Genomic DNA, 24,975 nt, shown 5'->3' with positions numbered 1-24,975 from the left:
CCGCCCGTTCGAGCCGGGTCCTGTTCACGCGAGATATGGGGCGCAAACCACGGACCCTCAAGGCGTCCCAATAATGGTGAATGCATAATATTGCCCGGGTGCGCAAAACAAAAACGGCGGAGATTTCTCTCCGCCGTCCAAGAAAGTCTGAAGGCCTTGCTCGATCAGTTGTTGACGTCGATGATGGCAGGCTCGCCACCGGCGTCTTCCGCCGGCGCTGCATTCACGTTATCGGCGCCAGCATTGTCGTTACCGCCATCCACCTGATCAGCGTTGACGCGCGGACGGCGCGGACGCCTGGGGCGGCGGGCAGCGCCGCTTTCGGCGGCTGCTTCGTTCATCTCGGCCTGGGCAGCCAGAGCCGCCGGCGAAAAGCTTTCGAACTGCGGCGCGGGTTCGGCCACAGAAACCGGCTCGACCGGAGACACAGTTTCAGCCTGTATGAGCGTCTCGTTCTGCACCGGTGTCTCGTTGCGCCGGCTCTGATCGCCGCGCCGGTTCTGATCGTCGCGCCGGTTCTGATCGTCGCGTTGTCCGCCCTGTTCGCCGCGCGCACCAAATTCGCCGCGCTGGCCGTAGCCGCCATTGGGGCGACGGTCGCGATGGCGGCCGCCATTGTCGCGCCCACTATTGTCGCGCCCACCGGTATCGCGCCCACCATTATCCCGATTGTCGCGGCCGTTTTCCTGGTTGAACGCCAACTCGGCTGGCGTGCCGTCGATGACCGGCTGCGGGCCGCCACCGTGGTTGACCACCGGAGCCGCAGTCTCACCGACATTGCTGTTGCCGGCATTGTCGAACTCGTCGCGATCTTCGTCGCCGTCATCGTCGAAATCGTCGCGGTTCTGCTGAGCGCTCTGGATCGGTAACTGCGCCTGCGCGGCAGCGATGATGCGATTGTAGTGCTCGGCGTGCTGGAGATAGTTTTCCGCCATCACCCGGTCGCCGGAGCTTTGCGCGTCACGGGCAAGGGTCGCGTATTTTTCGGCGATCTGCTGAGCCGATCCGCGGATCTTCACATCCGGACCGTTGCTCTCGTAGTTGCGCGTCAGGGGATTTGGGCCCTTGCGGTTATTGTTGTTGTTATTGCCGCCGCCATTGTTATTGCGACCGCGCATGCGCCTGTTCTGCTGTTGTGGCCTCATTCGACTCTCTTCAATTTTGAATTTTCGAAAACCTTTTTCACGAACGGAGGCGCTCATGCAGCCACCCGTTTCGTCTCTTCACCGGCGTTCGCCCGCATCGATTGCGTTGGCGCCACGTGTCATCCTGTTCCGGTTACATCACTTGTCGGACGATTCCCGCACGAAGCTTGGGCGTCGTTTGCGCAAGAAGGCAGCTATTTCCAAGGAAACCGAATCGCTAAGAGCACTGCCTGCTTCGTCTCATCCGGTTAAGGCGACCCTAGCCGCATTCCCCGGCATTGCCAAGCGCTTTTTTCGCACTGCATCACGGCTTTGTCAGTTCAAAGATCAGAACCCTCTCGTTTCCGCCAAAGTCGCGGAATACCCCCGCCGGCACATAGCCGGCTGCGGAGAATATGCCCGTAATCTCTTTGCGTTGGGTGTGGCCGATCTCGACCGCAATCCTGCCCTCGGCTTCCAAAAAACCTGCCGCTTCCGCGGCGATGATCCTGTAGGGACTCAGACCATCCACGCCGCCGTCGAGGGCTTGGCGTGGATCGAAATCGCGGACTTCGTCCTGCAGATTTTCAATGTCTATGGTTGCTATATAGGGAGGGTTAGCGGCAATTACATGGTATCGGCCAAAAACTTTTTCGAACCAGTCGGATTTGAGCACCTGGAACCGGTCGGCTAACCCCAATTCCCTGGCATTGCGCATGGCGGTTGCCAGCGCGCCTTGCGAAATATCGACACCGGTAGCGACCGCCGCCGGAACGGCGCTGAGCAGCGCCAGCGCGATGGCGCCGGTGCCGCTGCCGAGATCGAGGATGCGGCATTGGCCTTGCCGTTCCGCTGTCGCCTTCACGAAGGGCAGCACCGCTTCGACCAGCGTTTCGGTGTCCGGTCGCGGCTCAAGCGTTTCCGGTGACAGCGACAGGCGCAAGCCGTAGAATTCGCGATAACCCAGGATGCGATGCACCGGCTCGCCGGCGATCCGCCGCCTCAGGGCTGAATCGATCTCGGCAATCGCGCCGGCATCGACCCTGCATTCGGGATCGGCGATGGCTTGTGTGCGGGTCATGCCGGAAATATGTTCGACGATCAGCCTTGCATCCAGCGCCGGATCGGCGACTGCGGCCGCGGCAAGGCGTGCCCGCGCCGCTTTCAGCAGTGGCCCTAATGTACCGGGCAGATTGTCAGCCATCGAGGCCGATATCGGCGAGCAGCTTCGACTGGTGGTCGGCAATCAGCGCGTCGATGATCTCGTCGAGTTCGCCCATCATCACCCGGTCGAGCTTATAGAGCGTCAAATTGATGCGATGGTCGGTGACGCGGCCCTGCGGGAAATTATAGGTGCGGATGCGCTCCGAGCGATCGCCCGAACCGACCTGCGATTTGCGCGATTCGGAGCGTTCCTCGTCAGCCTTGCTGCGCTCGATGTCGTAAAGCCTGGCGCGCAGGATCTGCATGGCTTTCGCCCGGTTCTGGTGCTGCGACTTCTCCGCCTGCACCACCATGATGCCGGTCGGCAGATGGGTGATGCGCACCGCCGAATCGGTGGTGTTGACGTGCTGGCCACCCGAACCCGAGGCGCGCATCGTGTCGATGCGGATGTCTTCGGCCCTGATGTCGATGTCGACCTCTTCCGCTTCGGGCAGCACCGCAACCGTCGCCGCCGAGGTATGGATGCGCCCGCCGGCCTCGGTCGCCGGCACGCGCTGCACACGATGCACACCGGACTCGAATTTCAGATGGGCGAAGACCCCCTTGCCCGAAATGGTGGCGATGATTTCCTTGTAGCCGCCGACCTCACCCTCGCTCGCCGACACCGTCTCGAAACGCCAGCCGCGTGCCGCAGCATAGCGTTCGTACATGCGGAACAGGTCGCCAGCAAAGAGAGCCGCCTCGTCGCCGCCGGTGCCGGCGCGGATTTCGAGGATGGCGTTCTTGTCGTCTGCGGCATCCTTGGGCAGAAGCAGGATCTGGATGTCCCTCTGCAGCGCCTCGATGCGTTCCCTGACCTCGGGCAGATCGGCCTCGGCCAATGCCCGCATTTCGGCATCGGTGCTTTTGTCGGCGAGCATCGCCTGCAAGTCGGCCTGTTCATGCTCGGCGCCACGCAGCTGCCTGATCTTTGCCACCATCTCCTGCATGTCGGCATATTCCGACGCCATCCTGACATACGCGTCCGCCGCCGGCCCGGCCGACATTTGCGCTTCGAGCATATCGAAACGCTTGACGACTTGATCCATACGGTCGCGGGGCAGGTTGATCATGGTGAAGGTCTACAACGGAATGGAGCGGTCGTCGGCAAAGGCTTGCAGCAGCGCCCGCATCGGCAACCCGTAGGCCGGCGCCATAAGATTGTCGTCGAAGAACGTCTCCAGCTCGGCTAGCGGCAGTTCCGTCAGCATCGCCTTGACCGGACCGATCGAAGCCGGCGACATCGAGATCGACCGGTAGCCAAGGCCGATCAGCGCCATCGCCGAGATCGGCTTGCCCGCCAGTTCGCCGCACAAGGTCACCGAGGTCTGATTGCGCACCCCGGCGTCGGCAATCTGCTTCAGAACGCGCAGGAACGGCGTCGACAGCGCATCGAAACGGTCGGAGAGCTGCGTGTTGCCGCGATCGACGGCCATAACGAACTGGAACAGATCGTTCGAGCCGACCGAGACGAAATCGACGGCCTTCATCAGCTCGTCGAGCTGGAACAGCAGCGACGGCACTTCCAGCATGGCCCCAAGCTTCAGGCTGGTCGGCAGATGATGGGCAAAACGCGACAGATGCCGCACCTCGCGATCGATGATTTCGCGCGCCTGTGCGATCTCGCCGAGCTCCGTCACCATAGGCAGCATCAGCTTCAGTTCACGCCCACCGCAGGCCTTTAGAAGTGCACGGATTTGGGTACGCAACAGGCCCGGCCGGTCGAGCGTCAGGCGGATGGCGCGCCAGCCGAGCGCCGGGTTCTCTTCCTGGATCGTGTCCTTGAAGTAGGGCAGCACCTTGTCGCCGCCGATATCGATGGTGCGGAAGGTCACCGGCTTGCCGCGCGCCGCGTCGAGCACGTCGCGGTAGAGCCGTTCCTGGGCTTCCGCACGCGGAAAGGTCGAGGCGACCATGAATTGCAGCTCGGTGCGGAACAGGCCGATGCCGGCGGCGCCCGCCTCCGCAAGCTGCGGCAGATCGACGGCCAGGCCCGCATTCATCAAAAGGTCGACCTGGACGCCGTCCTTGGTCACCGACGGCTTCTTGCGCAGTTCGCGATAGACCTCCTGCCGCCGCGCCCGGAAGCGGACCTTTTCGGCATAGGCGGCTTCGAGGTCGGGCTGAGGGCGCAGATGGATCGCGCCTTCTTCGCCGTCGACAATGATGGCGTCGCCGTTTTCCGCCATGGAAACGGCGCCCCTCATCTGGCCCGCGACCGGTATGCCCATGGCCCGCGCCACGATAACGACGTGGCTGGTCGCCGCGCCGTCCTCGAGCACCAGCCCGCGCAGCTTGTCTCTGGGATAATCGAGCAGTTCGGCAGCCCCCATCGAGCGGGCGACGATGATGGCGTCCTTCGGTAGCGAGGCCGCGACATCGTCCGGCCCTCGCCCCATCAACTGGCGTAGCAACCGATTGGCGAGATCGTCGAAATCGCTCATTCGCTCGCGCAGATACGGATCGGTCATGTGCAGCATGCGGGCACGCATGTCGCTCTGCACTTTTTCCACCGCTGCTTCCGCCGTCAGGCCGTTGCGGATCGCCTCTTCCAGCCGGCGCACCCAGCCGCTGTCGTTGGCGAACATGCGATAGGCTTCGAGCACCTGGCGATGCTCGCCCTCGAAGGCGACTTCGCGGCGTTCCAGCATGTCGTCGATGGAGAGCCTGAGCGAGCCGAGGGATGCATCGAGCCGCTTGATCTCCTCATCGCTGTCCTCGTTGAACAGATTGGTGACGACGATGCGCGGCTCGTGCAGCACGACATGACCGAGCCCGACGCCTTCGTTGAAGGACAGGCCGGTAAAGCTCACCGGGCGGCGCAGGTCGAGTTCGAGCCCGGGCCGGGTCAGCCGGGCAAGGTCGCCGGTGGCGATCATCTCGGCGATCACCATCGCCGTCGTTTCCAGCGCCTCGACCTCGTCGTCGCGATAGTGGCGCATGGTCTTGTTCTGGACGACCAGCACACCGAGCGTGCGCCCTGCCCTGAGCACCGGCACGCCGAGGAAGGAATTGTAGATCTCTTCCCCCGTCTCCGGCAGATAGGCGAAGGCTGGATGTTCCTGCGCATTGGAGAGATTGAGCGGCCGTGCTGAGGCCGCGATCGTGCCGACGAGGCCTTCCCCCAGCCTGAGCTGCGCCAAATGGACGGCGTTCGGGTTCAGACCCTCGGTGGCATAGAGTTCGAGCACTGAATCGGCGCGCAGCACATAGAGCGAGCACACTTCGGCGACCATATTGGCGGCAATATCGCGCACGATGCGGTCGAGCCGCTCCTGCGGCTCCAGCGGCTCCTGCATGAGCTCGCGGAGCCGTTTCAGCAAAACGCGCGGGCCACTGGCCGTATCACGCATCGCGGCTTGTTCTCCAATGGACATTTTGCCCGCCGCAGTTTCTCCCGCGGCTGGCGCTCACGCAACAACTCAATTAGAGCGCCATGCGTCCAATTGGACGCCAAAGGACGCTCTAAGACTTTCGATCTGCTGCATCGTGCTTTCCGAAATCGACTCCGATTCTCGAGCCGATGCAGTCTGCTACTGCTTATCCAGACCGTAGACGGAATGCAAAGTGCGAACCGCAAGTTCGGTGTAGGGACCGTCGATCAGGATCGAAATCTTGATCTCGGAGGTGGTGATCGCACGGATGTTGATCGCCTTGTCGGCCAACGCCTTGAAAGCGGTGGCGGCGACGCCCGCATGGCTCCTCATGCCGATGCCGATGACCGAGACCTTCGACATGCCGGCTTCCGACTGCACGACGTCGTAGCCGATCGTGGTTTTCAGCCGCTCGAGCACGGCAAGCGCCTTGTCGACATCGCCGGACGGCACGGTGAAGGTCATGTCGGTGAACTTGCCGTCCTCGGAAATGTTCTGGACGATCATGTCGACATTGATGTTGGCCTCGGCCAGCGGCCCAAAAATGCCGGCGGCGACGCCCGGCCGGTCGCCGACGCGGCGCAATGAAATCTGCGCTTCGTCCTTGGCATAGGCAATTCCGGTGACGACCTGCTGTTCCACGATCTCTTCCTCGTCGCAAATAAGCGTTCCGGGCGGATTGAGCAAATCCCCCATTCCGGGCGCGTCGGGATCGTCGAAGGACGACCGCACGAAAGTACGCACCCTGTGCACCATGGCAAGCTCGACCGAGCGTACCTGCAGGACCTTGGCGCCGAGAGAGGCCATTTCAAGCATTTCCTCGAAGGAAATCTTGGCCAGCCGCCGCGCTTTCGGCTCGATGCGCGGGTCTGTGGTGTAGACCCCATCGACATCGGTGTAGATGTCGCAGCGGTCGGCCTTGACCGCCGCCGCGATGGCGACAGCACTGGTGTCGGAACCGCCGCGGCCGAGCGTGGCGATGCGATTGTCCGGGCCGATGCCCTGAAAGCCGGCGACCACCGCCACCTGGCCCTCGCCGAAGCGCTTGATCAGGAACGCGCCGTCAATGTCGAGAATGCGCGCCGCGCCATGCGCATTGTCGGTCTTGATCGGGATCTGCCAACCTTGCCAGGAGCGGGCATGGACGCCCATGTTCTGCAGCGCGATCGCCAGCAGGCCGGCGGTCACCTGCTCGCCGGAGGCGACGACGACGTCATATTCGCGCGCATCGTGCATGGGCGAGGCTTCGCGCGTCCACTGCACGAGCTCGTTGGTCTTGCCGGCCATCGCCGAGACGACCACCGCAACCTCATGGCCGGCATCGACCTCGCGTTTGACATGGCGCGCCACATTGCGGATGCGGGCGATGTCGGCGACGGAGGTTCCGCCGAATTTCATCACGATGCGCGCCATGGAAGCGAAATGCCTTTGACTAGGTGCCGGACCGGCGCCCGAATAACGGAAAGGGAGCGCCCGCCTGGGGCCGGTCGCCGAATTCGCGGCCTCCTTAGCCAAATGCTACGGGTTTCGCAAGGCGTGCCGCCGCTTGCCCTGGGCGGCGAAGGCGACACACGAGCGCAACGCGCGTACCCGCATACCTGTCGCATAGGCGCAACGGGCAACAGTCGAAATTTGCTGCCTTGACATTCGCTGGCTCTCGACCGACTTCCTAACGTTCGAGGAGACCACACGATGCCAGAACCCCGACGATCGACGATCGATGCCGGAGAAGTGGAGCGCTTTTCCGCCCTTGCCGCCGAATGGTGGAATCCGAACGGCAAATTCCGCCCGCTGCACAAGTTCAATCCGATCCGGCTTGCCTATATACGCGACCAGGTAGCGGCGCGCTTCGGCCGCGACCCGCGTGCGGCGCGGCCGTTCGAGGGCCTGCGCTTCCTCGACATCGGCTGCGGCGGCGGGCTGTTGTGCGAGCCGATGGCTCGGCTTGGCGCCGAAGTGGTCGGCGCCGACGCATCGGCCACCAACATCGAAGTGGCCAAGCTGCATGCGGCGGAGGTCGGCGTGACGGTGGACTACCGTGCCACGACGGCGGAGGATCTGGCTGACGCCGGCGAGAAATTCGACGTCATCCTCAACATGGAAGTGGTCGAGCATGTTGCCGACATCGACTTGTTCGTGGCCAAATGCGGCGACATGCTTAAGCCCGGCGGCATCATGTTCGTGGCCACCATCAACCGCACACTGAAGGCCCTGGGCCTGGCCATTATCGGCGCCGAATATGTGCTGCGCTGGTTGCCGCGCGGCACCCACCAGTTCGGCAAGCTGGTGCGGCCAGACGAGCTGGAAAAGGCGATAACCGGCGCTGGCCTGACCATCATCGACCGCACCGGCGTCACCTACAATCCGCTCGCCGACCGCTGGCAGCGGTCGAAGGATATGGACGTCAACTACATGGTGCTGGCGGAGAAGGCACCCGCCTGAACTTTCTCACGAACGTCTGAAACCTTCTCACGCCGCCACCTTCTCACCCGCCTTTGTGGTGATCTGGCTTTGCGCTTTGGTGGTGATGAACACGCCGGCGATGATGATGGCAGCACCCGCCCAGGTCAGCAATCGATAGTGCTCGCCGAGAAACATAGTGCCGGCAAACAATCCGACCGCAGCCGCGACATAGCCGATCTGGCTGAGGTAGACCGGGCCGCCGACCGCCTGCAGCCGGAAGAAGAAGACGAACATCGCCGCGGCTGACGCGACCTGCCCGACGACCACCATTGGCACGCCGCCGACCAGGGCGAGCGAACTGCCGCCCTGCAGCGTGAAGATACCGCAAAGAAGCAGCGCAGCCGATGCCAGATGGCTGCCGACGGCAAGCTCGATCGGTCCGGTCCCTTCCGGCCAGTCGACCGTGCGGTAGATGTTGCCGGCGGCAAGGCTGACCGGAATGAGCAGCCCCACCGCCACCCAGAAAAATTCGGCCGGTTGGCCGGCCTCGCCGCGCGTCCCCGCCACCATCACCGCACCAAGGAAGCCGACGGCAATGCCGACGACACCAAGCAGATTAGGGCGCCGAACGCCGAGCAGGATCGAAAACACCAGGGTAACCACTGGCGACAGCGTGAACATGATACCGGTATAGCCGGCGCCGAGATGCGGAATGGCCGAGAACATCAAGAGATTGGGGAATGCATAGGACACCGCCGCGGTGACGACGAAGTAGCGCAACCTGTGCGGGGTGAGCCGGATGCGTTGCCCGCGCAGAAGCAGGGCGCACAAAAGCACACCGCCGGCGCCGAGCGAAATGACGAGGGCCCAGACCATGGCCGAAACGCCGGCCGCCGTGGCGATCTTGCCGAACGGCAGCGTCAGGCCGAGCAGGCCGCCGGTGACGACCAAAAGGCCGGGCGCTGAATCCCAGAGAAATTTCATAACGGCACCTTATTGTCTTTGCAGCTCTTGGCGAGCAATGCGTCTTGAGATAAGATAATGGAAAGATTCTTAACGTCAAGATATTTAGGTGAGATAGATGGATCGCGCCGCGAAAGCCATCGAGCAGTGGAAAAAAGAACGGCCGGATCTGGATGTTTCTCCGATGGCCGTGCTTGGACGGTTGAACGAAGCCTCGTCGCTGATTGCACGAGAGCGCCTCGCTCCGCTGTTTGCCCGTTTCGGACTGCTATCCGGGGAATTCGATGTGCTGGCGACGCTGCGCCGTTCCGGATCGCCTTACGCGCTGACGCCAACTGCCCTCTACGAAGCGACGATGGTGACGTCGGGCGCCATGACCAACCGGCTCGATCGGCTGCAGAAGGCCGGCTTGATCCTGCGCGGTCCGCACCCCAACGATCGGCGCGGGATCGTCGTGCAGTTGACCGGAAAAGGTCTCGCATTGGTCGATGAGGCGGTCACCGCCCACGTCGCCAACGAGCACGAGATACTTTCCGGTCTGACGCGCACCGAACAAGAGACGCTTGCTCGCCTGCTGGGGAAATTGATAGGGAGCGTCAGCTAGCCTGTCAGTTCCGCTCGTCCGGGAAGCTTGGAATCGGCATGAATTCAACGCCTTCCTCGGCCAGACTCTTCGCCTCCTCTAGCGTCGCCTCGCCATAGATGCCGCGCGGATCGCTCTCGCCGAAATGGATCTTGCGCGCTTCCTCGGCAAACTTGTCGCCGACATAGTCGGCGTTCTCGCGCACCTTCTCGGCCATCGCCTTCAATTGCGCCAACGCCTGCTTCTGGGCCTCGCCCATGGCTAGTGCGATCTTCTCCTGCTTGCGACCGGTGGAGACGGCCGGCGCCATCAACGCCTTCTCGACCTTGTGCGAGCCGCAGGTCGGGCAATCGACGAAGCCACGCTTCTTCTGGGTGTCGAAATCGTCGTTGCTGCGAAACCAGCCCTCGAATTCGTGCTCGTGCTCGCAGATCAGAGAAAACCGGATCAAGATGCCGCACCCCTGAGTGGCAGTGCCTCAGCCTGTCCGCCGTTTACGGCAAAATCCCGCGCATTCTTCAGGTTTGGGATCTTCTTGCGCGCGGCGGCCGACTGCGCTGGGTCGATCTCACCGATGATCACCGCCGGTTCGTCATGTGCCGCTTCGGCGACGATGCGGCCCCAGGGATCGACGACCAGCGAATGGCCATAGGTCTCGCGGCCGTCCTCGTGCAGTCCGCCTTGCGCCGCGGCAACGACATAGGCGCCGTTCTCGATGGCGCGCGCCCGCAGTAGCACATGCCAGTGCGCCTCGCCGGTCTGGCGGGTGAAGGCGGCGGGCACCGAAAGCAGGTCGGCGCCGGCCAGCGCCTCGGCGCGGAAGAGCTGCGGAAAGCGCAGATCGTAGCAGACGGCGAAACCCAGCCTCGCACCATCAATCCCGGCGCCGCTGATCTCCGTGACGACGGCCTGGGTGCCCGGCTCGTAGGCGGCGGATTCGCGCCAGCTTTCGCCATTGTCGAGATCGACGTCGAACATGTGGATCTTGTCGTAGGTGGCAATCGTCGCGCCGTCCGGCCCGAACAGAAACGCGCGATTGGCGAGCTTGCCGTCGGCACGCAGGATGGCGGTCGAGCCGATATGCAGGAAGATCCCAAGATCTTTCGCCAGCTTCCGCGAAGTCGAGACGATGATGTCCTTGTCCTCGGAGGTGAAGGAGGCGGCCCGCGCTTGGCTGTCACGGACCAGCGCACCGGTCATTTCCGGTGACTGGATATAGGTCGCGCCGAGACCCGCCGCCTCGCACACCAGCCGCTCCAGATCGGCCGCGTTGCGCTCGGGGCTGGTGCCCGAACGCATCTGGATCGCCGCCGCCTTGAAAGCACCCATCGTCATGTCCTCAATTCGTCGAGCCATTGGCGAGCAGACTGTCCAGCCGGCCCTCTGCCTCCAGTTCATGGAGATCGTCGCAGCCGCCGACATGCGTATCGCCGATGAATATCTGCGGAAAGGTCGAGCGGCCATTCGCGCGGGAAATCATTTCCCGGCGCAGTTCCGGCGAGAAGGAGGCGTCGTGCTCGGTGTAGGCAACGCCCTTGCGCTCGAGCAGCCGCTTGGCCGCCACGCAATAGCCGCACATCATCCGTGTATAGATCGTCACGTCGACCATCGGTCAGCAATCCTGCCTTTCTTCAATCTATATAGTCGCGGATTCGTCGGCCCGAAAGTCCCCCGGCAGCACGCGCGCAAAGGTCAGCACGTCGACGGTCCCGGCACCGCCCTTCTTCAGCGCCTTGGCGACCGCGCGGACAGTGGCGCCGGTGGTATAGACATCGTCGATCAAGAGCACCCGGCGGCCGGCGATCTCGATCTCGGCCTCCTCAGACACTCTGAATGCGGCACGCACATTCTCCTCGCGTTCCCGCCGCTCCAGCCCGACCTGCTGGCGGGTGAGTTTGACGCGCCTGACCGCGGAGGGCGCAAAAGGCAGGCCGCCAAGTTGCGATACCGCCCTTGCCAGTTCCGCCGACTGGTTGAACTGGCGCCTGAAAAAACGCCGCCAGTGCAGAGGCACCGGCACGACCACATCGGCTTCCGCGATCAGTTCGGCACCGGCGCGCAGCATCCAGCGCGCCATCCACGGCGCCAGGTCGGTGCGATCCTGGTATTTCAACCCTTGCACCATCTCGCGGGCGACACCGGAGTAAGCGACCGCGGCCCGCGCGCGCTCGAACGGCGGCGGGTCGGCGATCGCCTCGGCCGACAGGAACCCCTCGCCCATGTGATGGATGAACGGCGTGCCCATCACCGGGCACCATGGCCGCTCCAGGAACCTGAGCTTCGGCCAGCAGGCGCCGCACAGCACGCCGGGCTGCGAGACATGCCGTCGGCAGCCGGCGCAAACCGGCGGAAACAGGATGCCCGCCGGCCAGTCCAATGCCTTTCGAGCGATACTCTTGATATCTGGCATTGGATCGGCCACGTGGTTGCTCCCCCGCCACCCTATATCAGACAGCGGAAACCAGGAACCGTCAGTTGCAACCTATAGTGGACACTTCTCTCTGGCTGGCGCACAAGCGCCGGGCGCTTGCCCGACCGACTGCCGGCGCGGATTTCCTGATGCGGCGGGCGACCGAGGAGCTTGCCGAACGGCTGGGCGCCGTCGAGCGCAAATTCGACAGAGCGGCCGTGCTGTTTTGCCAGACGCCGGTGGCGGTCGACGTGCTCGCGGCAAGCGGCAAGGTTACGGACATCATACGCGTGGAGGCGGACGCTATGTTCCTGGGCGATGCCGCCGGACTGGTGGCGCCGCTGGAGACCGTGCCGTTCGAGCCAGAAAGCCTCGACCTCGCCGTGTCTCTTTTGTCCCTTCAGGCAATGAACGACATTCCCGGCATGCTGGTGCAGCTCCGCCGTGCCCTGAAGCCGGATGGTCTGTTCCTCGGCGCTTTTGCCGGCGCCGGTACGCTTTCCGAGCTGCGCGAAAGCCTGCTCGCCGCCGAGACCGAACTTTACGGCGGCGCCAGCCCGCGCGTCATCCCGTTCACCGATGTGCGCGACGCCGGCGCGCTTTTGCAACGCGCCGGCATGGCCCTGCCCGTCGCCGATGTCGAGACGGTGACGGTGCGCTACGATTCGCTGTTCGGCCTGATGGCGGACCTGCGGGCGATGGGCGAGACCAGCGCGCTCATCGACCGCAGCAGGCGACCGGGCACACGAAGGCTGTTTGCCCGCGTCGCCGAAATCTACGCCGAGCGGTTTTCGGATGCCGATGGTCGCATCAGGGCGAGTTTTCCGATCGTCTGGATGTCAGGCTGGGCGCCCGACGCCTCGCAGCAAAAACCGCTGAAGCCGGGCTCGGCGAAAATATCGCTGAAGACGATACTGGAAAATCCCGGCGGGCGTTGACCGGATTTCTGTCGGATGCTGGTGGCCGGTCGCGATCACTGCGCGAAAGCGTTCACAAGCCTGCTGGAATTGTCGCTGAACAGCCACGCCAATGCGTCAGCCGCCTGACCGATGCCGCCTATGATGGTAAGCGACAGCACGGTCACGATCAGCCCATATTCGATGGCCGTCGCGCCGGTCTCGTCTTCCAAAAAACGTTGCAGCAATATTTTCATGGCCGTCGATCCCGCTTGCCGAAACCCTAGCGCCGACCTGTTAAGAAAGGTTAATGGCAAAGGCTTAACAGGCGGTGAAACGGCTGCTCTAAACCATCTCAGCAATCGCCGCTGCGCTTGCCATTGTCGCGTATCACGCAGACCGAACTGGGCAGCGGCTGCAGCACGCTCCTGCGCAGCGTGTAGGTCCCACGATGGCCGATCGAGCCCGTGTTTCCAATCGAGCCTGTGCTCCCCACCGACCCTGGGCTCCCAATCGATCCTGTGCTCATTCCATCGAGGCCGCCGGCAAAATGGTCGCGGGCGGTCTGCAATCGCGTCCGGCTGTCGAGGAAGGGCGTCGCGATCAAGGCCAGCGCCACGACGGCCGAGCCGAATAGCAGCGTGATCCGCAAAATGCCCATGCCGGCATGGACAGCGAAGCTGCGGTCGGGTCGGATCGAATCCCATTCCCTGTCGAGGCTCATGCAACCGCCCTCCGAAGGCCTGAACACGGCCTTCCCTTCAATGTCCACGCCTCAATTTTCCACAGCGAGATAAATCTTCCATTAACGCTGTCTAACTCGGGCAGTGACGGCACAATCACAGAAGATCGATGAGGAACTGGATCAGCGGCGCGTCGGCCGGCGGCATCGGAAAATCGCGCATTTGGCGCGGCCGCACCCATTTCAGCACCTGCCCTTCCTTCGGCTGCGCGATGCCGCGGAAGCGACGGCAGACGAACAGTGGCATCAGCAGGTGAAAATCATCGTAGGAATGGCTGGCGAAGGTGAACGGCGCCAGGCAGGGAATATCGGTTTCGATGCCGATCTCCTCGTACAACTCCCGGATGAGGCATTCTTCCGGCGTCTCGCCGGGCTCGACTTTGCCGCCCGGAAACTCCCACAGGCCGGCGAGCTGCTTGCCTTCCGGCCGCTGCGCCAGCAGCACGCGGCCGTCGCTATCGACCAGCGCGCAGGCTGCGACCAGGAGCAGGCGCTTGCCGAGAGGGTTCGGGCCGGTCATGCGCCGGGCGGCCGGCGATAATGGTAACGATAGACTTCGTCGAACCCGAGCGAACGATAAAGCGCCAGCGCCGGCGCATTGTCGGCCTCGACCTGCAGCCAGGCTTCCCGGGCGCCGCGCAGCCGGGCCCATTTCAGCGCCGACAGGATGAGGTGGCGGCCATGGCCCTGGTTGCGTACCGATCTGTCGGTGGCGATCTCGAACAGCCCGGCAAGATCGCCATCATGGACGCAGATCAGCGTCGCCAGCGGTTCGGTGCCCTTTTCGAGCGCGAACAGCCCGGCTTCCGGCTGGATGGCGCCGATGATCTCCGACAGGCCCGGCCGCAACGACACATCCGAGCCGCTTACCTTGAGCGACGCGCCGATGAAGCGGCTGATGTCCTTCAGCGGAATCTGGTCCATGGCGGCATCGAGCTGGGCGTCTGCAAGCGGCAGCCGCATGACCAGCGATTCGTCGAATGTGCTCCAGCCTTCGCTGTTGAGATGTTTGGAAAGGACCGGCCCCGACAGCGGCGATATGCGGAAGGTCAGCGGCCGGCCATAGGCGTCGAAGCGGCGGCTGGCGCGGCCGATGCGCTCGGCGATGTGCTGGATGTCGCCCGGATCGAGCGGATTGACCGAATTCAGCCGCTTGGCCGGATGACCCGCCGTCAGCCGCACAACCCAGGTGCCGTCATAATGGACCGCCGCCGCCGGCCAGGCGCGAAAGCCGGCCGCCTCGTAGCGGCGCACGATGGCAAGCACGCTTGCCGGATGTCTGGAAACCAACGCCATCAGCTCCGATAATCGCCGTTGATGGCGACATACTCCTTGGTGAGGTCGCAAGTCCACACCGTCGCCTTGCCGCGGCCGATGCCGATATCGGCACGGATACGGATCTCGTCGCGCTTCATGTAGGCCGATGTCGCCTCTTCGGAGTAGGCGGCGTCGCGCTCGCCCTCATGCGCCAGCCTGATATCGCCGAACCAGATCGACAGAAGGTCGCGGTCGGCCGGTTCGCCGGCCTTGCCGATGGCCATGACGACGCGACCCCAATTGGCATCCTCGCCGGCGACCGCCGTCTTGACCAGCGGCGAATTGGCGATCGACAGCGCGATGCGCTTGGCCGAGCGGGCCGATTTCGCGCCGGTGACGGTGACCTCCACCTGCTTGCGGGCGCCCTCGCCGTCGCGCACCACTTGCAGCGCCAGCGATTTCAGCACCTTGCCGAGCGCGCGGCGGAAGGCGCCGAGGCGCGCATCCCCGGCATCGGTGATGTCAGGCGCGCCGCGCCTGGATGCGGTGCCGGTGGCGAACATCAGCAGCGTGTCGCTGGTCGAGGTGTCGCCGTCGACGGTGACCGCATTGAAGGTCTTGGCCGTGCCGCGTGACAAAAGATCCTGCAGCACGGGGGCTGCGATCGGCGCATCGGTGGCGATGAAGGAGAGCATCGTCGCCATGTCGGGCGCGATCATGCCGGCGCCCTTGGCAATACCGTTGATGGTGACGTCGGCGTCGCCGAGTTTTACCGTCGCGGTCGCCAGTTTCGGATAGGTGTCCGTGGTCATGATCGCCTTGGCGGCTTCGGTCCACAGGTCCGGCCTGCCGTCCTTGACCAGTCCGGCGAGCAGATGGCTGAACTTGCCGGCAGCCAGCGGCTCGCCGATGACGCCGGTCGAGGCCAGAAACACCTCGTCCGGTGTGCAGCCCGCAGCCTTGGCTGCAGCCTCGCTGGTCATTGCCGTAGAGGCTCGGCCCTTGCTGCCAGTGAAGGCATTGGCATTGCCGGAATTGACGACCAGCACGCGCGCCTTGCCCTGCCCGAGATTCTGCCGGCAGAAATCGACCGGCGCCGACGGGCATTTCGACTTGGTGAACACGCCGGCGACCGTGGTGCCGGCATCGAAGACCATGGTCAGCAGGTCGGTGCGGTTCTTGTACTTTATCCCGGCCTCGGCGGTGGCGATGCGGACGCCCTCGATGTCAGGCATTTCAGGATATTTCTTCGGCGCGAGCGGCGAAATGGTGGCTGACATGAAGACCTCGGGCGGGAAAATCGCAAGGGGAACGCCGGTTTGCCCGATAGCGGGCGCCGGTGCAAGGGCGTTTTCCCGACCGTTGCGGACGACACCAAACTGCCGGCAGCACGCTTGCGTCATTGGGCGGGATTGAGGAACCTCCGGAACATCTTCTGCACGCCGGGAATGAGCCCCCAGATCATGATCGCGACCATTAGCGGGGCGATGACCAGCGTGCGCTGCCAGATCTCCCACTGTTCGGTCAGCGGGAACACGACATAGAGAATGGCGGTGATCAGCGGATAGACGCCGGCAAGCACCAGCAGCGCAAAGCGGAGGCGCGAGAAGCGGGCGGCGGTCGAGGTCATTGGTCTCCTTATCGTTACGAAACGTTCCGTTATATAAAACGGGCCGTTCCGTTTCGTCAAGAGCTCGTATATGCATGCTGAGGAAACTTGCCGATAAGGAAAACAGCAGATGGGTGAGGACGCAGATCAGGCCCGCAAATCAATTGGCGCGCGGCGCAACCCCGACAGCGCCGACGCCATTCTCGACGCCGCCGAGGCGGTGCTGGTCGAGGCCGGTTATTCCGGCTTCTCGATCGAAGCGGTGGCGCGGCGGGCGCGTGCTGGAAAGCCTACGATCTATCGCTGGTGGCCGAGCAAGGCCGCTTTGCTCTTCGACGTCTATCAGCGGCTAAAGCGCGTCGACAACCCCGATACCGGAAACCTCGAGGATGATCTCGTCGGCTTCCTGAAGAACCTGTTCTCGCACTGGCATGAAACGTCCTCAGGCAGCGTCTTCAGATCGCTGATCGCCGAGGCGCAGTCGGATGCGACCGTAGCCGCCGTGCTTGTCGAATACACGAAAGGACGCCATGCCCATACCGCCCAGATGATCGAACGCGCCAAGGCAAGAGGCGAAGTGGCGGCCGACGTCGATTCCACGCTCGTCGCCGACCTGGTCGCCTCCTTTGCCTGGACGCATCTTTTGACCAATCGCCTCGACGAAGACGAAGCGACGCTGCGCAGGGCGGTTGGCTATGTGTTGAAGGGCATAGCCGCCGACGATGCCGGCTCGGTCAACGCCGCGGCGGTCCGGCGGAGGCGTCGACGCGTCATCGGTCGCACCACCAGGTAGAAGCGACAGGGGCGGCAGAGCAAAACCCACGCCCTGTCGTGATGGAGACCATCAGAGGCACAATTATCGGGGGCGGCGCCGGCGCCAACGATTGATCGTCTCCATCATCTGCGGTGGCGGGCTGGCCTACTTGGTGTTTTCCAGCGCGTCGACCGTCTTCTTCAGCTTCTCGTCCGGGATCTCGACCTTGGCCTCGGCGCGCAGCGACTTGACCAGAGCGATGTACTTGTCGCGGATAACCGCCTGGCGGGCCTGGTCCTTGACCTGGTCGAAGGCCGGCGGCTGCTTGGCGCGCTTGTCCTCGACCTGGATGACGTGCCAGCCGAACTGCGACTGCACCGGCTGCTCGGTGTATTTGCCCACCGCCAGCGCGAAGACCGCCTTGTCGAACTCCGGCACCATCTGGCCGGGTCCGAACCAGCCGAGATCGCCGCCGCTGGTCTTGCCGCTCGGATCGCTGGTGTGCTCGTTGGCGAGTTTCTGGAAATCGGCGCCGCCGTCGAGCTGCTTGATGATCGTATCGGCCTCTTCCTTCGTCTTCACGAGGATGTGACGGGCATGCACCTCATTGGTCGGCGGCGTGTTGGCGATTTCCTGGTCGTAGCGGGCGCGAATTTCGGCATCGGTGACCTTGCCGATGACATCCTTCTCGACCATTTCGCCATGCAGGGCGCGCTGCTGCAGGAATGCCATGCGGCGCTGGAAGTCGGGATCCTTGTCGAGGCCGGTGGTGACCGCCTGGGCAGCCATGACCTTGATCTCGATCGCCGCCGAAAGTGCTGCGGCGCGGCGCTGTTCGGGCGGCATCTGCGCGAACTGCTGCGACAGCTCGCCTTCGGCAAGGGCAAGGTCTGCCTCGGTCAGCGTCTGGCCGTTGATCGTGGCGACCACGGCGTTCGGATCGACCGGCGCGGCCGGTTGGGCGGGGGCGGCCGGTTGGGCCGGGGCTGGTTGGGCGGGGGCGGTGTCCTGCGCCATCAGCGGCGACAGCGACAGAGCCGACAGCCCGAATGCCAGGCCTAGGCTGGCGAGCGACGCGCGGCGGAACAATGAGGACATACGTTTGACTCCAATGGGGGATAGCTAGAGCGGGATGGCTTCCAGACCAGCCGGATTGTGGCGGAATTTGGCACGGTCCACAGGGCGAGCGCGCCGTTGACATCGATTGAGCCCCCTCTTATCTGTCCAACGACTTTGCGTCCAGAACCGTTTTCCGGGCGCTTTTTGCGTTTGTCCGCGTTTCACGTGGATTTGATGGGGCCGTCGGCACCCGTCGCAACGACTTGGAATACTATCGAAAGGACCATTGAATGGTCAGTTTTGGCGGTCTCGCCCGTAAGGTTTTCGGCTCCTCCAACGATCGTCGGGTCAAGTCGACCCGCCCGCGCGTCGAAGCGATCAATGCTATGGAAAACGAGATGCGGGCGCTCTCCGACGCCGAGCTGGCGGCCCGCACGGAAAAATTCCGCCAGGACGTCGCCAACGGCGCCAGCCTCGATGATCTCCTGGTGCCGGCCTTCGCCACCGTGCGCGAGGCGGCGCGCCGCGTGCTCGGCATGCGCCCGTTCGACGTCCAGCTGATCGGCGGCATGGTGCTGCACAATGGCGGCATCGCCGAGATGCGCACCGGCGAGGGCAAGACGCTGGTCGCCACGTTGCCGGTCTATCTCAACGCGCTCGCCGGCAAGGGCGTCCATGTCGTCACCGTCAACGACTATCTTGCCAAACGCGACTCCGAATGGATGGGCCGCGTCTACAAATTCCTCGGCCTTACCGTCGGCGTCATCGTTCATGGCCTGTCCGACGAGGAACGCCATGCTGCCTACGCCGCCGACGTCACCTACGCCACCAACAACGAGCTCGGCTTCGACTATCTGCGCGACAACATGAAATTCGAGCGCGCCCAGATGGTGCAGCGCGGCCACAGCTACGCGATCGTCGACGAGGTCGATTCCATCCTGGTCGACGAGGCGCGCACGCCGCTGATCATTTCCGGTCCGCTCGAGGACCGTTCGGAAATGTACAACACCATCGATGCCTTCATGCTGAAGCTCGAGCCGGCCGACTACGAGATCGATGAGAAGCAGAAGACCTCGATCTTCACCGAGGAGGGCACCGAAAGGCTGGAAAACCTTCTGCGCGACGCCGGCCTGCTCAAGGGCGAGTCGCTCTACGACGTCGAGAACGTCGCCATCGTCCACCACGTCAACAATGCCCTGAAGGCGCACCAGCTGTTCCAGAAGGACAAGGACTATATCGTGCGCAACGGCGAGATCGTCATCATCGACGAATTCACCGGCCGCATGATGCCGGGCCGCCGCTATTCGGAAGGCCTGCACCAGGCGCTCGAGGCCAAGGAGCATGTGGCGATCCAGCCGGAGAACCAGACGCTCGCCTCGGTCACCTTCCAGAACTATTTCCGCCTCTACAAGAAGCTCGCCGGCATGACCGGCACAGCGCTGACCGAGGCCGAGGAGTTCGGCAATATCTACGGCCTCGAAGTCACCGAGATCCCGACCAATCTGCCGGTGGTCCGTGTCGACGAGGACGACGAGGTCTACCGGACCGTCGAGGAGAAGTACAAGGCGATCGTCAAGGAGATCAAGGAAGCGCGCGAAAAAGGCCAGCCAACGCTGGTCGGCACCACCTCGATCGAGAAATCCGAGCAGCTGGCCGCGCGTCTGCGCAAGGAAGGTTTTACGGATTTCGAGGTGCTGAACGCCCGCCACCACGAGCGTGAGGCGGCGATCGTTGCCCAGGCCGGAAAACCCGGCGCCATCACCATCGCCACCAACATGGCCGGCCGCGGCACCGACATCCAGCTCGGCGGCAACGCTGACATGCGCATCGCCGAGGAGCTTGGCGATATGCCTGAAGGCCCCGAGCGCGAAGCCAGGGAAAAGGCGATCCGCGACGACGTCGCCCGGCTGAAGGAAAAGGCGCTGGCCGCCGGCGGCCTCTACGTGCTCGCCACCGAACGCCACGAGTCGCGCCGCATCGACAACCAGTTGCGCGGACGCTCAGGCCGCCAGGGCGATCCCGGCCGCTCAAAATTCTTCCTGTCGCTGCAGGACGATCTGATGCGCATCTTCGGCTCCGAGCGCATGGACGGCATGCTGCAGAAGCTCGGCCTAAAGGAAGACGAGGCGATCATCCACCCCTGGATCAACAAGGCGCTGGAAAAAGCGCAGAAGAAGGTCGAGGCGCGCAATTTCGACATTCGCAAGAACCTGCTGAAATATGACGACGTCTCCAACGATCAGCGCAAGGTGGTGTTCGAGCAGCGCCTCGAGCTGATGGACGGTGAAGGCCTGTCCGAGACCATCGCCGAGATGCGCGAGGGCGTCATCGAGGAGATCGTCGCCAAGGCCATTCCCGAAAACGCTTATGCCGAGCAGTGGAACGTCGCCGGCCTCAAGGCCGAGGTGGCCGAATTCCTCAATCTCGACCTGCCGATCGAGGACTGGGTCAAGGAAGAGGGCATTGCCGAGGACGACATCCGCGAGCGCATCAGCCAGGCCGCCGAGACTGCCGCGAAAGAGCGTGCCGAGCGCTTCGGCCCCGACGTGATGACCTATGTCGAGCGCTCAGTGGTGCTGCAGACGCTCGACCATCTGTGGCGCGAGCACATCGTCAACCTCGATCATCTGCGCTCGGTCGTCGGCTTCCGCGGCTATGCCCAGCGCGACCCGCTGCAGGAATACAAGGGCGAGGCGTTCGAGCTGTTCCAGGCGATGCTCGGCAATCTGCGCCAGGCCGTCACCGCGCAATTGATGCGCGTCGAGCTGGTCCGCCAGGCTGCTGAAGCCCCGCCGCCCGAGGCGCCCGACATGTTCGGCAGCCATCTCGACGGCACCACCGGCGAGGACGATTTTAACGGCGGCGAGACCGGGCTTCTGGTCCGCCAGGAGGCCAATGCCATCGTCGCCCCCGAAAACCGCGACCCGAACAACCCCGCGACCTGGGGCAAGGTCGGCCGCAACGAAGCCTGCCCGTGCGGTTCGGGCAAGAAGTACAAGCACTGCCACGGGGCGTTTGCGTAAGCTTTCCTTCTCCCCGTTCACTTTACCGGGAGAAGGTGCCGGCAGGCGGATGAGGGCAGCGCCGGCGCTCGCGATGAGCTGATCTCCCCACCTGAGGGGGAGATATCAGGCGGCCAGAGGGGGGCGCTGTCCCGCCGGCGCTCCGCTATCACGCGCGGCGAAGGCGCTAAAGCCGGCGGCACGCGGTCCCTACCAAAAGCAGGTGAAGTAGTGGCAAAATTCTCTGACGGCGACCGAGTGCTTATCACCAATTCCTATGGTTGGGGTTAATGGGCACTGGCACGGTTCGAGCCGCACCCGACTACGTTACGAGCCTTACCGGCGACTGGATCGATGGCGTGGCGGTTTGAGCCGTTTCTCGATGGAGAGAAGCTCGTATATTGGGTTGAGTTTGATAGGCCACTCGCTGACCGCAGCAAAGACGGTCCTTACGATTGTGGATCGGTGGAAGAGTCGGCGCTCTCGCTTATTTCAAGATAACCCGCTACCCGGCGACGAGGCATCGGTGTCGCCTCTCCTTGTCACCTTGTAGAAGGTGGATTGGCGCGTAGCGCCAAGACGGTTGGGGTATTTGACGGATCGCCGTCGGCGCCAAGTGGCCCCCTCGTCCGGTTGAGCTTAGCTCGGCCACCTTCCCCCAAGGGCGCCCCCAACCCAACCGTTTCTTAATGTGTTTTCATTAGACCCAGACCCAGAAAAGAGGCGGAAAACGGAGAGTTGTGGGTGCGCTTTTCCGCGGCGACAACAGCCGGGCGGTTCTTGCCGCAGCGCCTTGCGCTGCGCGTAAAGCCGCTGCTTGGTCGCATCGATGCCGTGCTGTTCACCGCCGACGAGCGCGGCGAAGCCGGCCGCATGTCGCTGATCGCCTTCTCCATCCGCATCGTCAGCGCCGTCATCGCCTTCGTCAGCCAGGTGCTGATGGCGCGCTGGATGGGCTCGTTCGAATACGGCATCTTCGTCCTCGTCTGGGTGACGATGGTCATCGTCGGCAACCTCGCCTGCCTCGGCTTCCACACCTCGGTCATCCGTTTTATTCCCGAATACCGGGAGCGCAACATGCTGGCCGAACTGCGCGGCATCGTGCTGACCAGCCGCCTGTTCGTGCTGGTTGCCTCGACGGCGATCGCCGGTCTGGGCGCGCTCGGCGTCTGGCTGCTCTCGCCCTTTATCGAAAACTATTATGTCGTGCCGTTCATCCTCGGCCTGATCTGCATGCCGATGATCGCCATGTCCGACCTGCTGCAGGGGCTGGCGCGGGCCAACTCATGGGCGCTGTTTGCGCTGGCGCCGACCTATCTGGTGCGGCCGGTGCTGATCCTGGCGCTGATGGCGCTGATGCTTCTGGTCGGCTTTGCGCCCGACGCCAGGACCGCGATCTTCGCCTCGATCGCCGCCGCCCAGGCCACCACGCTCGGCCAGCTCATCGGCGTCACGGCGCGGATGGACAGGAATATCCCGGCCGGGCCGAAGAAGGTGCATTTCGCGCAATGGTTCCTCGTGTCGCTGCCGATCTTCCTGGTCGAAGGCTTCTTCTTCCTGCTCACCAATGCCGACGTGCTGATGGTCGGCGCCTATATGAAGCCCGACGACGTCGCCGTCTATTTCGCCACCGTGAAAACGCTGGCGCTGGTGCATTTCGTCTATTTCGCGGTCAAGGCGGGCGTCGCCCAGCGCTACGCGCAGTTCACCCATGGCGAGCCGGAAAAGCTCGCCGCCTTCGCCCGCGAAACGGTGTCGTGGACGTTCTGGCCGTCGCTGGCGATGGCGCTGCTGGTGCTGGTGCTGGGCGAGCCGATGCTGAGCTTGTTCGGCGCCGAATTCGTTGCCGGCTATCCGCTGTTGTTCCTGCTGGTCTTCGGCGTCGTCGCCCGCGCCGCCGTCGGCCCCTGCGAAAGCCTGCTCACAATGAGCGGCAACCAGAACATCTGCGCCGCCGTCTACGCCATGACGCTGGCCTTCAACATCGGCCTCAATCTGGTGCTGATCCCGCTTTTCGGCCTGTGGGGCGCGGCGATGGCCACCGCCTTCGCGATGATCTTCGAGGCCGGCGCGCTGTCCTTCACGGTGTGGCGCAAGCTCGGCATCGTCATGGCCATTTTCGTAGCCGCCGAAGGAGCCGCATGATGGCTGCCATCCCGTTGCTCGAGGAAACCAGCGGCGGCCCGGCCGGCGCCATGGTGTCCGGCCTCGCCGGGCTCGCCCGCGAAGCCGACCCCGCCCATATCGAGCTCTTGGCCAACGACCGGCCCGAGCGCAAACTGGCCGTCTACCCGGCTTCCGCCGGCTTCGATCTGGTCGAGGAACTCGACTATCTCTGCACCCGCACGATCGAGCCCAACGTCTTCTTCAATCCGCGCTTCCTGGCGCCCGCCATGCCGCGGCTGGAAGACCGCGAGGTGCGGCTGGCGGTCATCCGCGACGGTGGCGAATACCGCAACCGGCTGCGCTTGCTGGTGCCGTTGTCGGTGGAGCGGCCGGGCGTGCCGCTCGGCGTCCCGGTCATGCGCACATGGTCGAGCCCGTTCGGCCCGATTGGCACGCCGCTGGTCGACCACGACGATCCCGTCGGCGTCATCGAGGATTTCTTCGCGATGCTGTCGCGGCCGCATCTCAAATTGCCGAAGGTCTTCGTCCTGCCCGACATCCGGCTCGACGGCCCGGTGGCCAGCCTGCTGGCCACCGTCGCCGAGACGCGTGGCCTGACGCTGGTCACCACCGGCAAGGCCGAACGCCCGATGCTCGAAAGCGGGCTCGACGGCGAAGCATATCTGAAGGCCTCGCTGCGCTCGCACCACTATCGCGAGTTCCGCCGCCTGAAGCGCCGCCTCGCCGACCTCGGCAGGCTGGAGCATGTCGTGGCGCGCGGACCGGCAAATATCCGCCATGCCATTGAACGCTTCCTGACGCTGGAAGCAGCAGGCTGGAAAGGCCGCGAGCGCACCGCCATGGCCATCGACCGCTACCGCGCCGCCTTCGCCCGCGAGGCCGTGCACCGGCTGGCTGAACAGGATCTGTGCCGCATCCATTCGCTGACGCTCGACGACCGCACCATCGCCAGCCTGATCGTCTTCGTCGAGGCCGGCGTCGCCTACACCTGGAAGACGGCCTATGACGAGACGCTCGCCGCCTATTCGCCGGGCACGCTGCTGATGATCGAGGTGACCAGGCAGCACCTCGACGACCCCAACATCATGATGACCGATTCCTGCGCCGTGCCCGACCATCCGGTGATGAGCCGGTTGTGGACGGAGCGCAAGCCGATCGGCACCCTGGTCATCGGCCTGACGCCGGACGCCGACCGCCTCGCCCGCCAGGCGGCGTCGCAGCTTCACCTCTACCGCGAAACCCGCAACATGGCGCGCCTGCTGCACAACCGGATGAAGAGCTTGCTGGGACGGCGGTAGGCTGGGTGGTCGCGAAACCGGCAGGCCGAGCCTTCGTCATCCCAGGGCGGAGCAGGAGCGAAGCGACGTAGCGGAGACCCTGGGATGACGAAGGGAGGGGGTGTTTCGGCCAATCTCGAAGGTTTGCGATTCGCCGCAGAAAGGGACTGTGGACGTTCGGCCGATCGGCCC

At 63.9% G+C, this 24,975-nt stretch carries 24 protein-coding genes; 7 read left to right on the top strand and 17 right to left on the bottom strand.

Features of this window, described 5'->3' with window-relative positions; all coding sequences use genetic code 11:
- Positions 1 to 164: 164 nt before the first annotated feature.
- From A9K68_RS07655 to A9K68_RS07635, 5 genes are all read right to left on the bottom strand, one after another.
- Complete coding sequence (locus A9K68_RS07655) at positions 165 to 1,145, bottom strand: DUF4167 domain-containing protein (RefSeq protein ID WP_065008453.1); 981 nt, start codon at positions 1,143 to 1,145, stop codon at positions 165 to 167.
- A 304-nt stretch (positions 1,146 to 1,449) separates the two neighbouring features.
- Complete coding sequence (gene prmC, locus A9K68_RS07650) at positions 1,450 to 2,328, bottom strand: peptide chain release factor N(5)-glutamine methyltransferase (RefSeq protein ID WP_065008454.1); 879 nt, start codon at positions 2,326 to 2,328, stop codon at positions 1,450 to 1,452.
- A complete protein-coding gene (gene prfA / locus A9K68_RS07645) occupies positions 2,321 to 3,400 on the bottom strand; it encodes a peptide chain release factor 1 (protein WP_065008455.1) in 1,080 nt (359 codons plus the stop codon). Before prfA ends, prmC begins: the two co-directional genes overlap by 8 nt.
- A gap of 9 nt (positions 3,401 to 3,409) precedes the next feature.
- Positions 3,410 to 5,680: a phosphoenolpyruvate--protein phosphotransferase gene (ptsP, locus tag A9K68_RS07640; RefSeq protein WP_065008456.1), complete on the bottom strand. Its 2,271-nt coding sequence runs from the start codon at positions 5,678 to 5,680 to the stop codon at positions 3,410 to 3,412.
- Positions 5,681 to 5,860: 180 nt separating this feature from the next.
- Positions 5,861 to 7,114: an aspartate kinase gene (locus tag A9K68_RS07635; RefSeq protein ID WP_029348549.1), complete on the bottom strand. Its 1,254-nt coding sequence runs from the start codon at positions 7,112 to 7,114 to the stop codon at positions 5,861 to 5,863.
- Positions 7,115 to 7,393: 279 nt separating this feature from the next.
- Between A9K68_RS07635 and ubiG the strand changes: the two genes are divergently transcribed.
- On the top strand, positions 7,394 to 8,143 hold the full coding sequence (gene ubiG / locus A9K68_RS07630) for a bifunctional 2-polyprenyl-6-hydroxyphenol methylase/3-demethylubiquinol 3-O-methyltransferase UbiG (RefSeq protein ID WP_065008457.1): 750 nt from the start codon (positions 7,394 to 7,396) through the stop codon (positions 8,141 to 8,143).
- 27 nt (positions 8,144 to 8,170) lie between these two features.
- On the opposite strand, the gene A9K68_RS07625 is transcribed toward ubiG, so the two are convergent.
- Entirely contained in the window at positions 8,171 to 9,088 is a 918-nt protein-coding gene (locus A9K68_RS07625; protein WP_065008458.1) for a DMT family transporter, read from the bottom strand.
- A gap of 97 nt (positions 9,089 to 9,185) precedes the next feature.
- On the opposite strand from A9K68_RS07625, the gene A9K68_RS07620 reads away from it, so the two are divergent.
- Complete coding sequence (locus A9K68_RS07620; protein ID WP_065008459.1) at positions 9,186 to 9,671, top strand: MarR family transcriptional regulator; 486 nt, start codon at positions 9,186 to 9,188, stop codon at positions 9,669 to 9,671.
- A gap of 4 nt (positions 9,672 to 9,675) precedes the next feature.
- Here A9K68_RS07620 and A9K68_RS07615 read toward each other — a convergent pair whose 3' ends face one another.
- From A9K68_RS07615 to A9K68_RS07600, 4 genes are read right to left on the bottom strand one after another with little or no spacing between them, the layout of a single operon-like run.
- Positions 9,676 to 10,101, bottom strand: a complete 426-nt coding sequence (locus A9K68_RS07615) for a DUF1178 family protein (RefSeq protein WP_065008460.1) — start codon at positions 10,099 to 10,101, stop codon at positions 9,676 to 9,678.
- Entirely contained in the window at positions 10,098 to 10,979 is an 882-nt protein-coding gene (locus tag A9K68_RS07610) for a carbon-nitrogen hydrolase family protein (protein ID WP_082982397.1), read from the bottom strand. The genes A9K68_RS07615 and A9K68_RS07610 overlap by 4 nt, the downstream gene beginning before the upstream one ends.
- Positions 10,980 to 10,989: 10 nt before the next feature.
- Entirely contained in the window at positions 10,990 to 11,259 is a 270-nt protein-coding gene (gene grxC / locus A9K68_RS07605; protein WP_065008462.1) for a glutaredoxin 3, read from the bottom strand.
- A gap of 27 nt (positions 11,260 to 11,286) precedes the next feature.
- Positions 11,287 to 12,072, bottom strand: a complete 786-nt coding sequence (locus tag A9K68_RS07600; RefSeq protein ID WP_065008463.1) for a ComF family protein — start codon at positions 12,070 to 12,072, stop codon at positions 11,287 to 11,289.
- A 53-nt stretch (positions 12,073 to 12,125) separates the two neighbouring features.
- Between A9K68_RS07600 and A9K68_RS07595 the strand changes: the two genes are divergently transcribed.
- A complete protein-coding gene (locus A9K68_RS07595; protein WP_065008464.1) occupies positions 12,126 to 12,998 on the top strand; it encodes a methyltransferase domain-containing protein in 873 nt (290 codons plus the stop codon).
- A 35-nt stretch (positions 12,999 to 13,033) separates the two neighbouring features.
- Here the strand turns inward: A9K68_RS07595 and A9K68_RS07590 are convergent, their stop codons facing one another.
- The 6 genes from A9K68_RS07590 to A9K68_RS07565 all read right to left on the bottom strand — a co-directional run bounded on the left by A9K68_RS07590 (position 13,034) and on the right by A9K68_RS07565 (position 16,585).
- Positions 13,034 to 13,213, bottom strand: a complete 180-nt coding sequence (locus A9K68_RS07590) for a Flp family type IVb pilin (protein WP_065008465.1) — start codon at positions 13,211 to 13,213, stop codon at positions 13,034 to 13,036.
- 98 nt (positions 13,214 to 13,311) lie between these two features.
- On the bottom strand, positions 13,312 to 13,680 hold the full coding sequence (locus tag A9K68_RS07585) for a hypothetical protein (RefSeq protein WP_065008543.1): 369 nt from the start codon (positions 13,678 to 13,680) through the stop codon (positions 13,312 to 13,314).
- 115 nt (positions 13,681 to 13,795) lie between these two features.
- Positions 13,796 to 14,218 (bottom strand): (deoxy)nucleoside triphosphate pyrophosphohydrolase, encoded by a 423-nt coding sequence (locus tag A9K68_RS07580; protein WP_065008466.1) that lies wholly within the window; start codon positions 14,216 to 14,218, stop codon positions 13,796 to 13,798.
- Positions 14,215 to 14,994, bottom strand: coding sequence for a GNAT family N-acetyltransferase (locus tag A9K68_RS07575; RefSeq protein ID WP_203546890.1), 780 nt, complete (start codon positions 14,992 to 14,994; stop codon positions 14,215 to 14,217). Before A9K68_RS07575 ends, A9K68_RS07580 begins: the two co-directional genes overlap by 4 nt.
- Positions 14,994 to 16,235, bottom strand: a complete 1,242-nt coding sequence (gene argJ / locus A9K68_RS07570) for a bifunctional glutamate N-acetyltransferase/amino-acid acetyltransferase ArgJ (protein ID WP_065008467.1) — start codon at positions 16,233 to 16,235, stop codon at positions 14,994 to 14,996. The genes A9K68_RS07575 and argJ overlap by 1 nt, the downstream gene beginning before the upstream one ends.
- 119 nt (positions 16,236 to 16,354) lie before the next feature.
- Positions 16,355 to 16,585 (bottom strand): hypothetical protein, encoded by a 231-nt coding sequence (locus tag A9K68_RS07565; RefSeq protein ID WP_065008468.1) that lies wholly within the window; start codon positions 16,583 to 16,585, stop codon positions 16,355 to 16,357.
- A 109-nt stretch (positions 16,586 to 16,694) separates the two neighbouring features.
- Here A9K68_RS07565 and A9K68_RS07560 point away from each other — a divergent pair, with 109 nt between their 5' ends.
- A complete protein-coding gene (locus tag A9K68_RS07560; RefSeq protein WP_082982389.1) occupies positions 16,695 to 17,357 on the top strand; it encodes a TetR/AcrR family transcriptional regulator in 663 nt (220 codons plus the stop codon).
- A gap of 126 nt (positions 17,358 to 17,483) precedes the next feature.
- Here the strand turns inward: A9K68_RS07560 and A9K68_RS07555 are convergent, their stop codons facing one another.
- On the bottom strand, positions 17,484 to 18,416 hold the full coding sequence (locus A9K68_RS07555; RefSeq protein WP_065008469.1) for a peptidylprolyl isomerase: 933 nt from the start codon (positions 18,414 to 18,416) through the stop codon (positions 17,484 to 17,486).
- A 251-nt stretch (positions 18,417 to 18,667) separates the two neighbouring features.
- Between A9K68_RS07555 and secA the strand changes: the two genes are divergently transcribed.
- From secA to A9K68_RS07540, 3 genes are all read left to right on the top strand, one after another.
- Positions 18,668 to 21,400 carry a preprotein translocase subunit SecA gene (secA, locus tag A9K68_RS07550; RefSeq protein WP_065008470.1) on the top strand — a complete coding sequence of 911 codons (2,733 nt, stop codon included), beginning with the start codon at positions 18,668 to 18,670 and terminating at the stop codon, positions 21,398 to 21,400.
- Positions 21,401 to 22,123: 723 nt separating this feature from the next.
- A complete protein-coding gene (locus tag A9K68_RS07545; protein ID WP_065008471.1) occupies positions 22,124 to 23,524 on the top strand; it encodes a lipopolysaccharide biosynthesis protein in 1,401 nt (466 codons plus the stop codon).
- On the top strand, positions 23,524 to 24,804 hold the full coding sequence (locus tag A9K68_RS07540) for a GNAT family N-acetyltransferase (RefSeq protein ID WP_065008544.1): 1,281 nt from the start codon (positions 23,524 to 23,526) through the stop codon (positions 24,802 to 24,804). Before A9K68_RS07545 ends, A9K68_RS07540 begins: the two co-directional genes overlap by 1 nt.
- Positions 24,805 to 24,975 lie beyond the last annotated feature (171 nt).

Origin of the sequence: Mesorhizobium sp. AA22 (genome assembly GCF_001672375.2) — a bacterium.
Lineage (GTDB): Bacteria > Pseudomonadota > Alphaproteobacteria > Rhizobiales > Rhizobiaceae > Mesorhizobium > Mesorhizobium wenxiniae.
The sequence above is the reverse complement of the archived record's forward strand: the minus strand, read 5'-3'. Positions and strand labels throughout refer to the sequence as shown.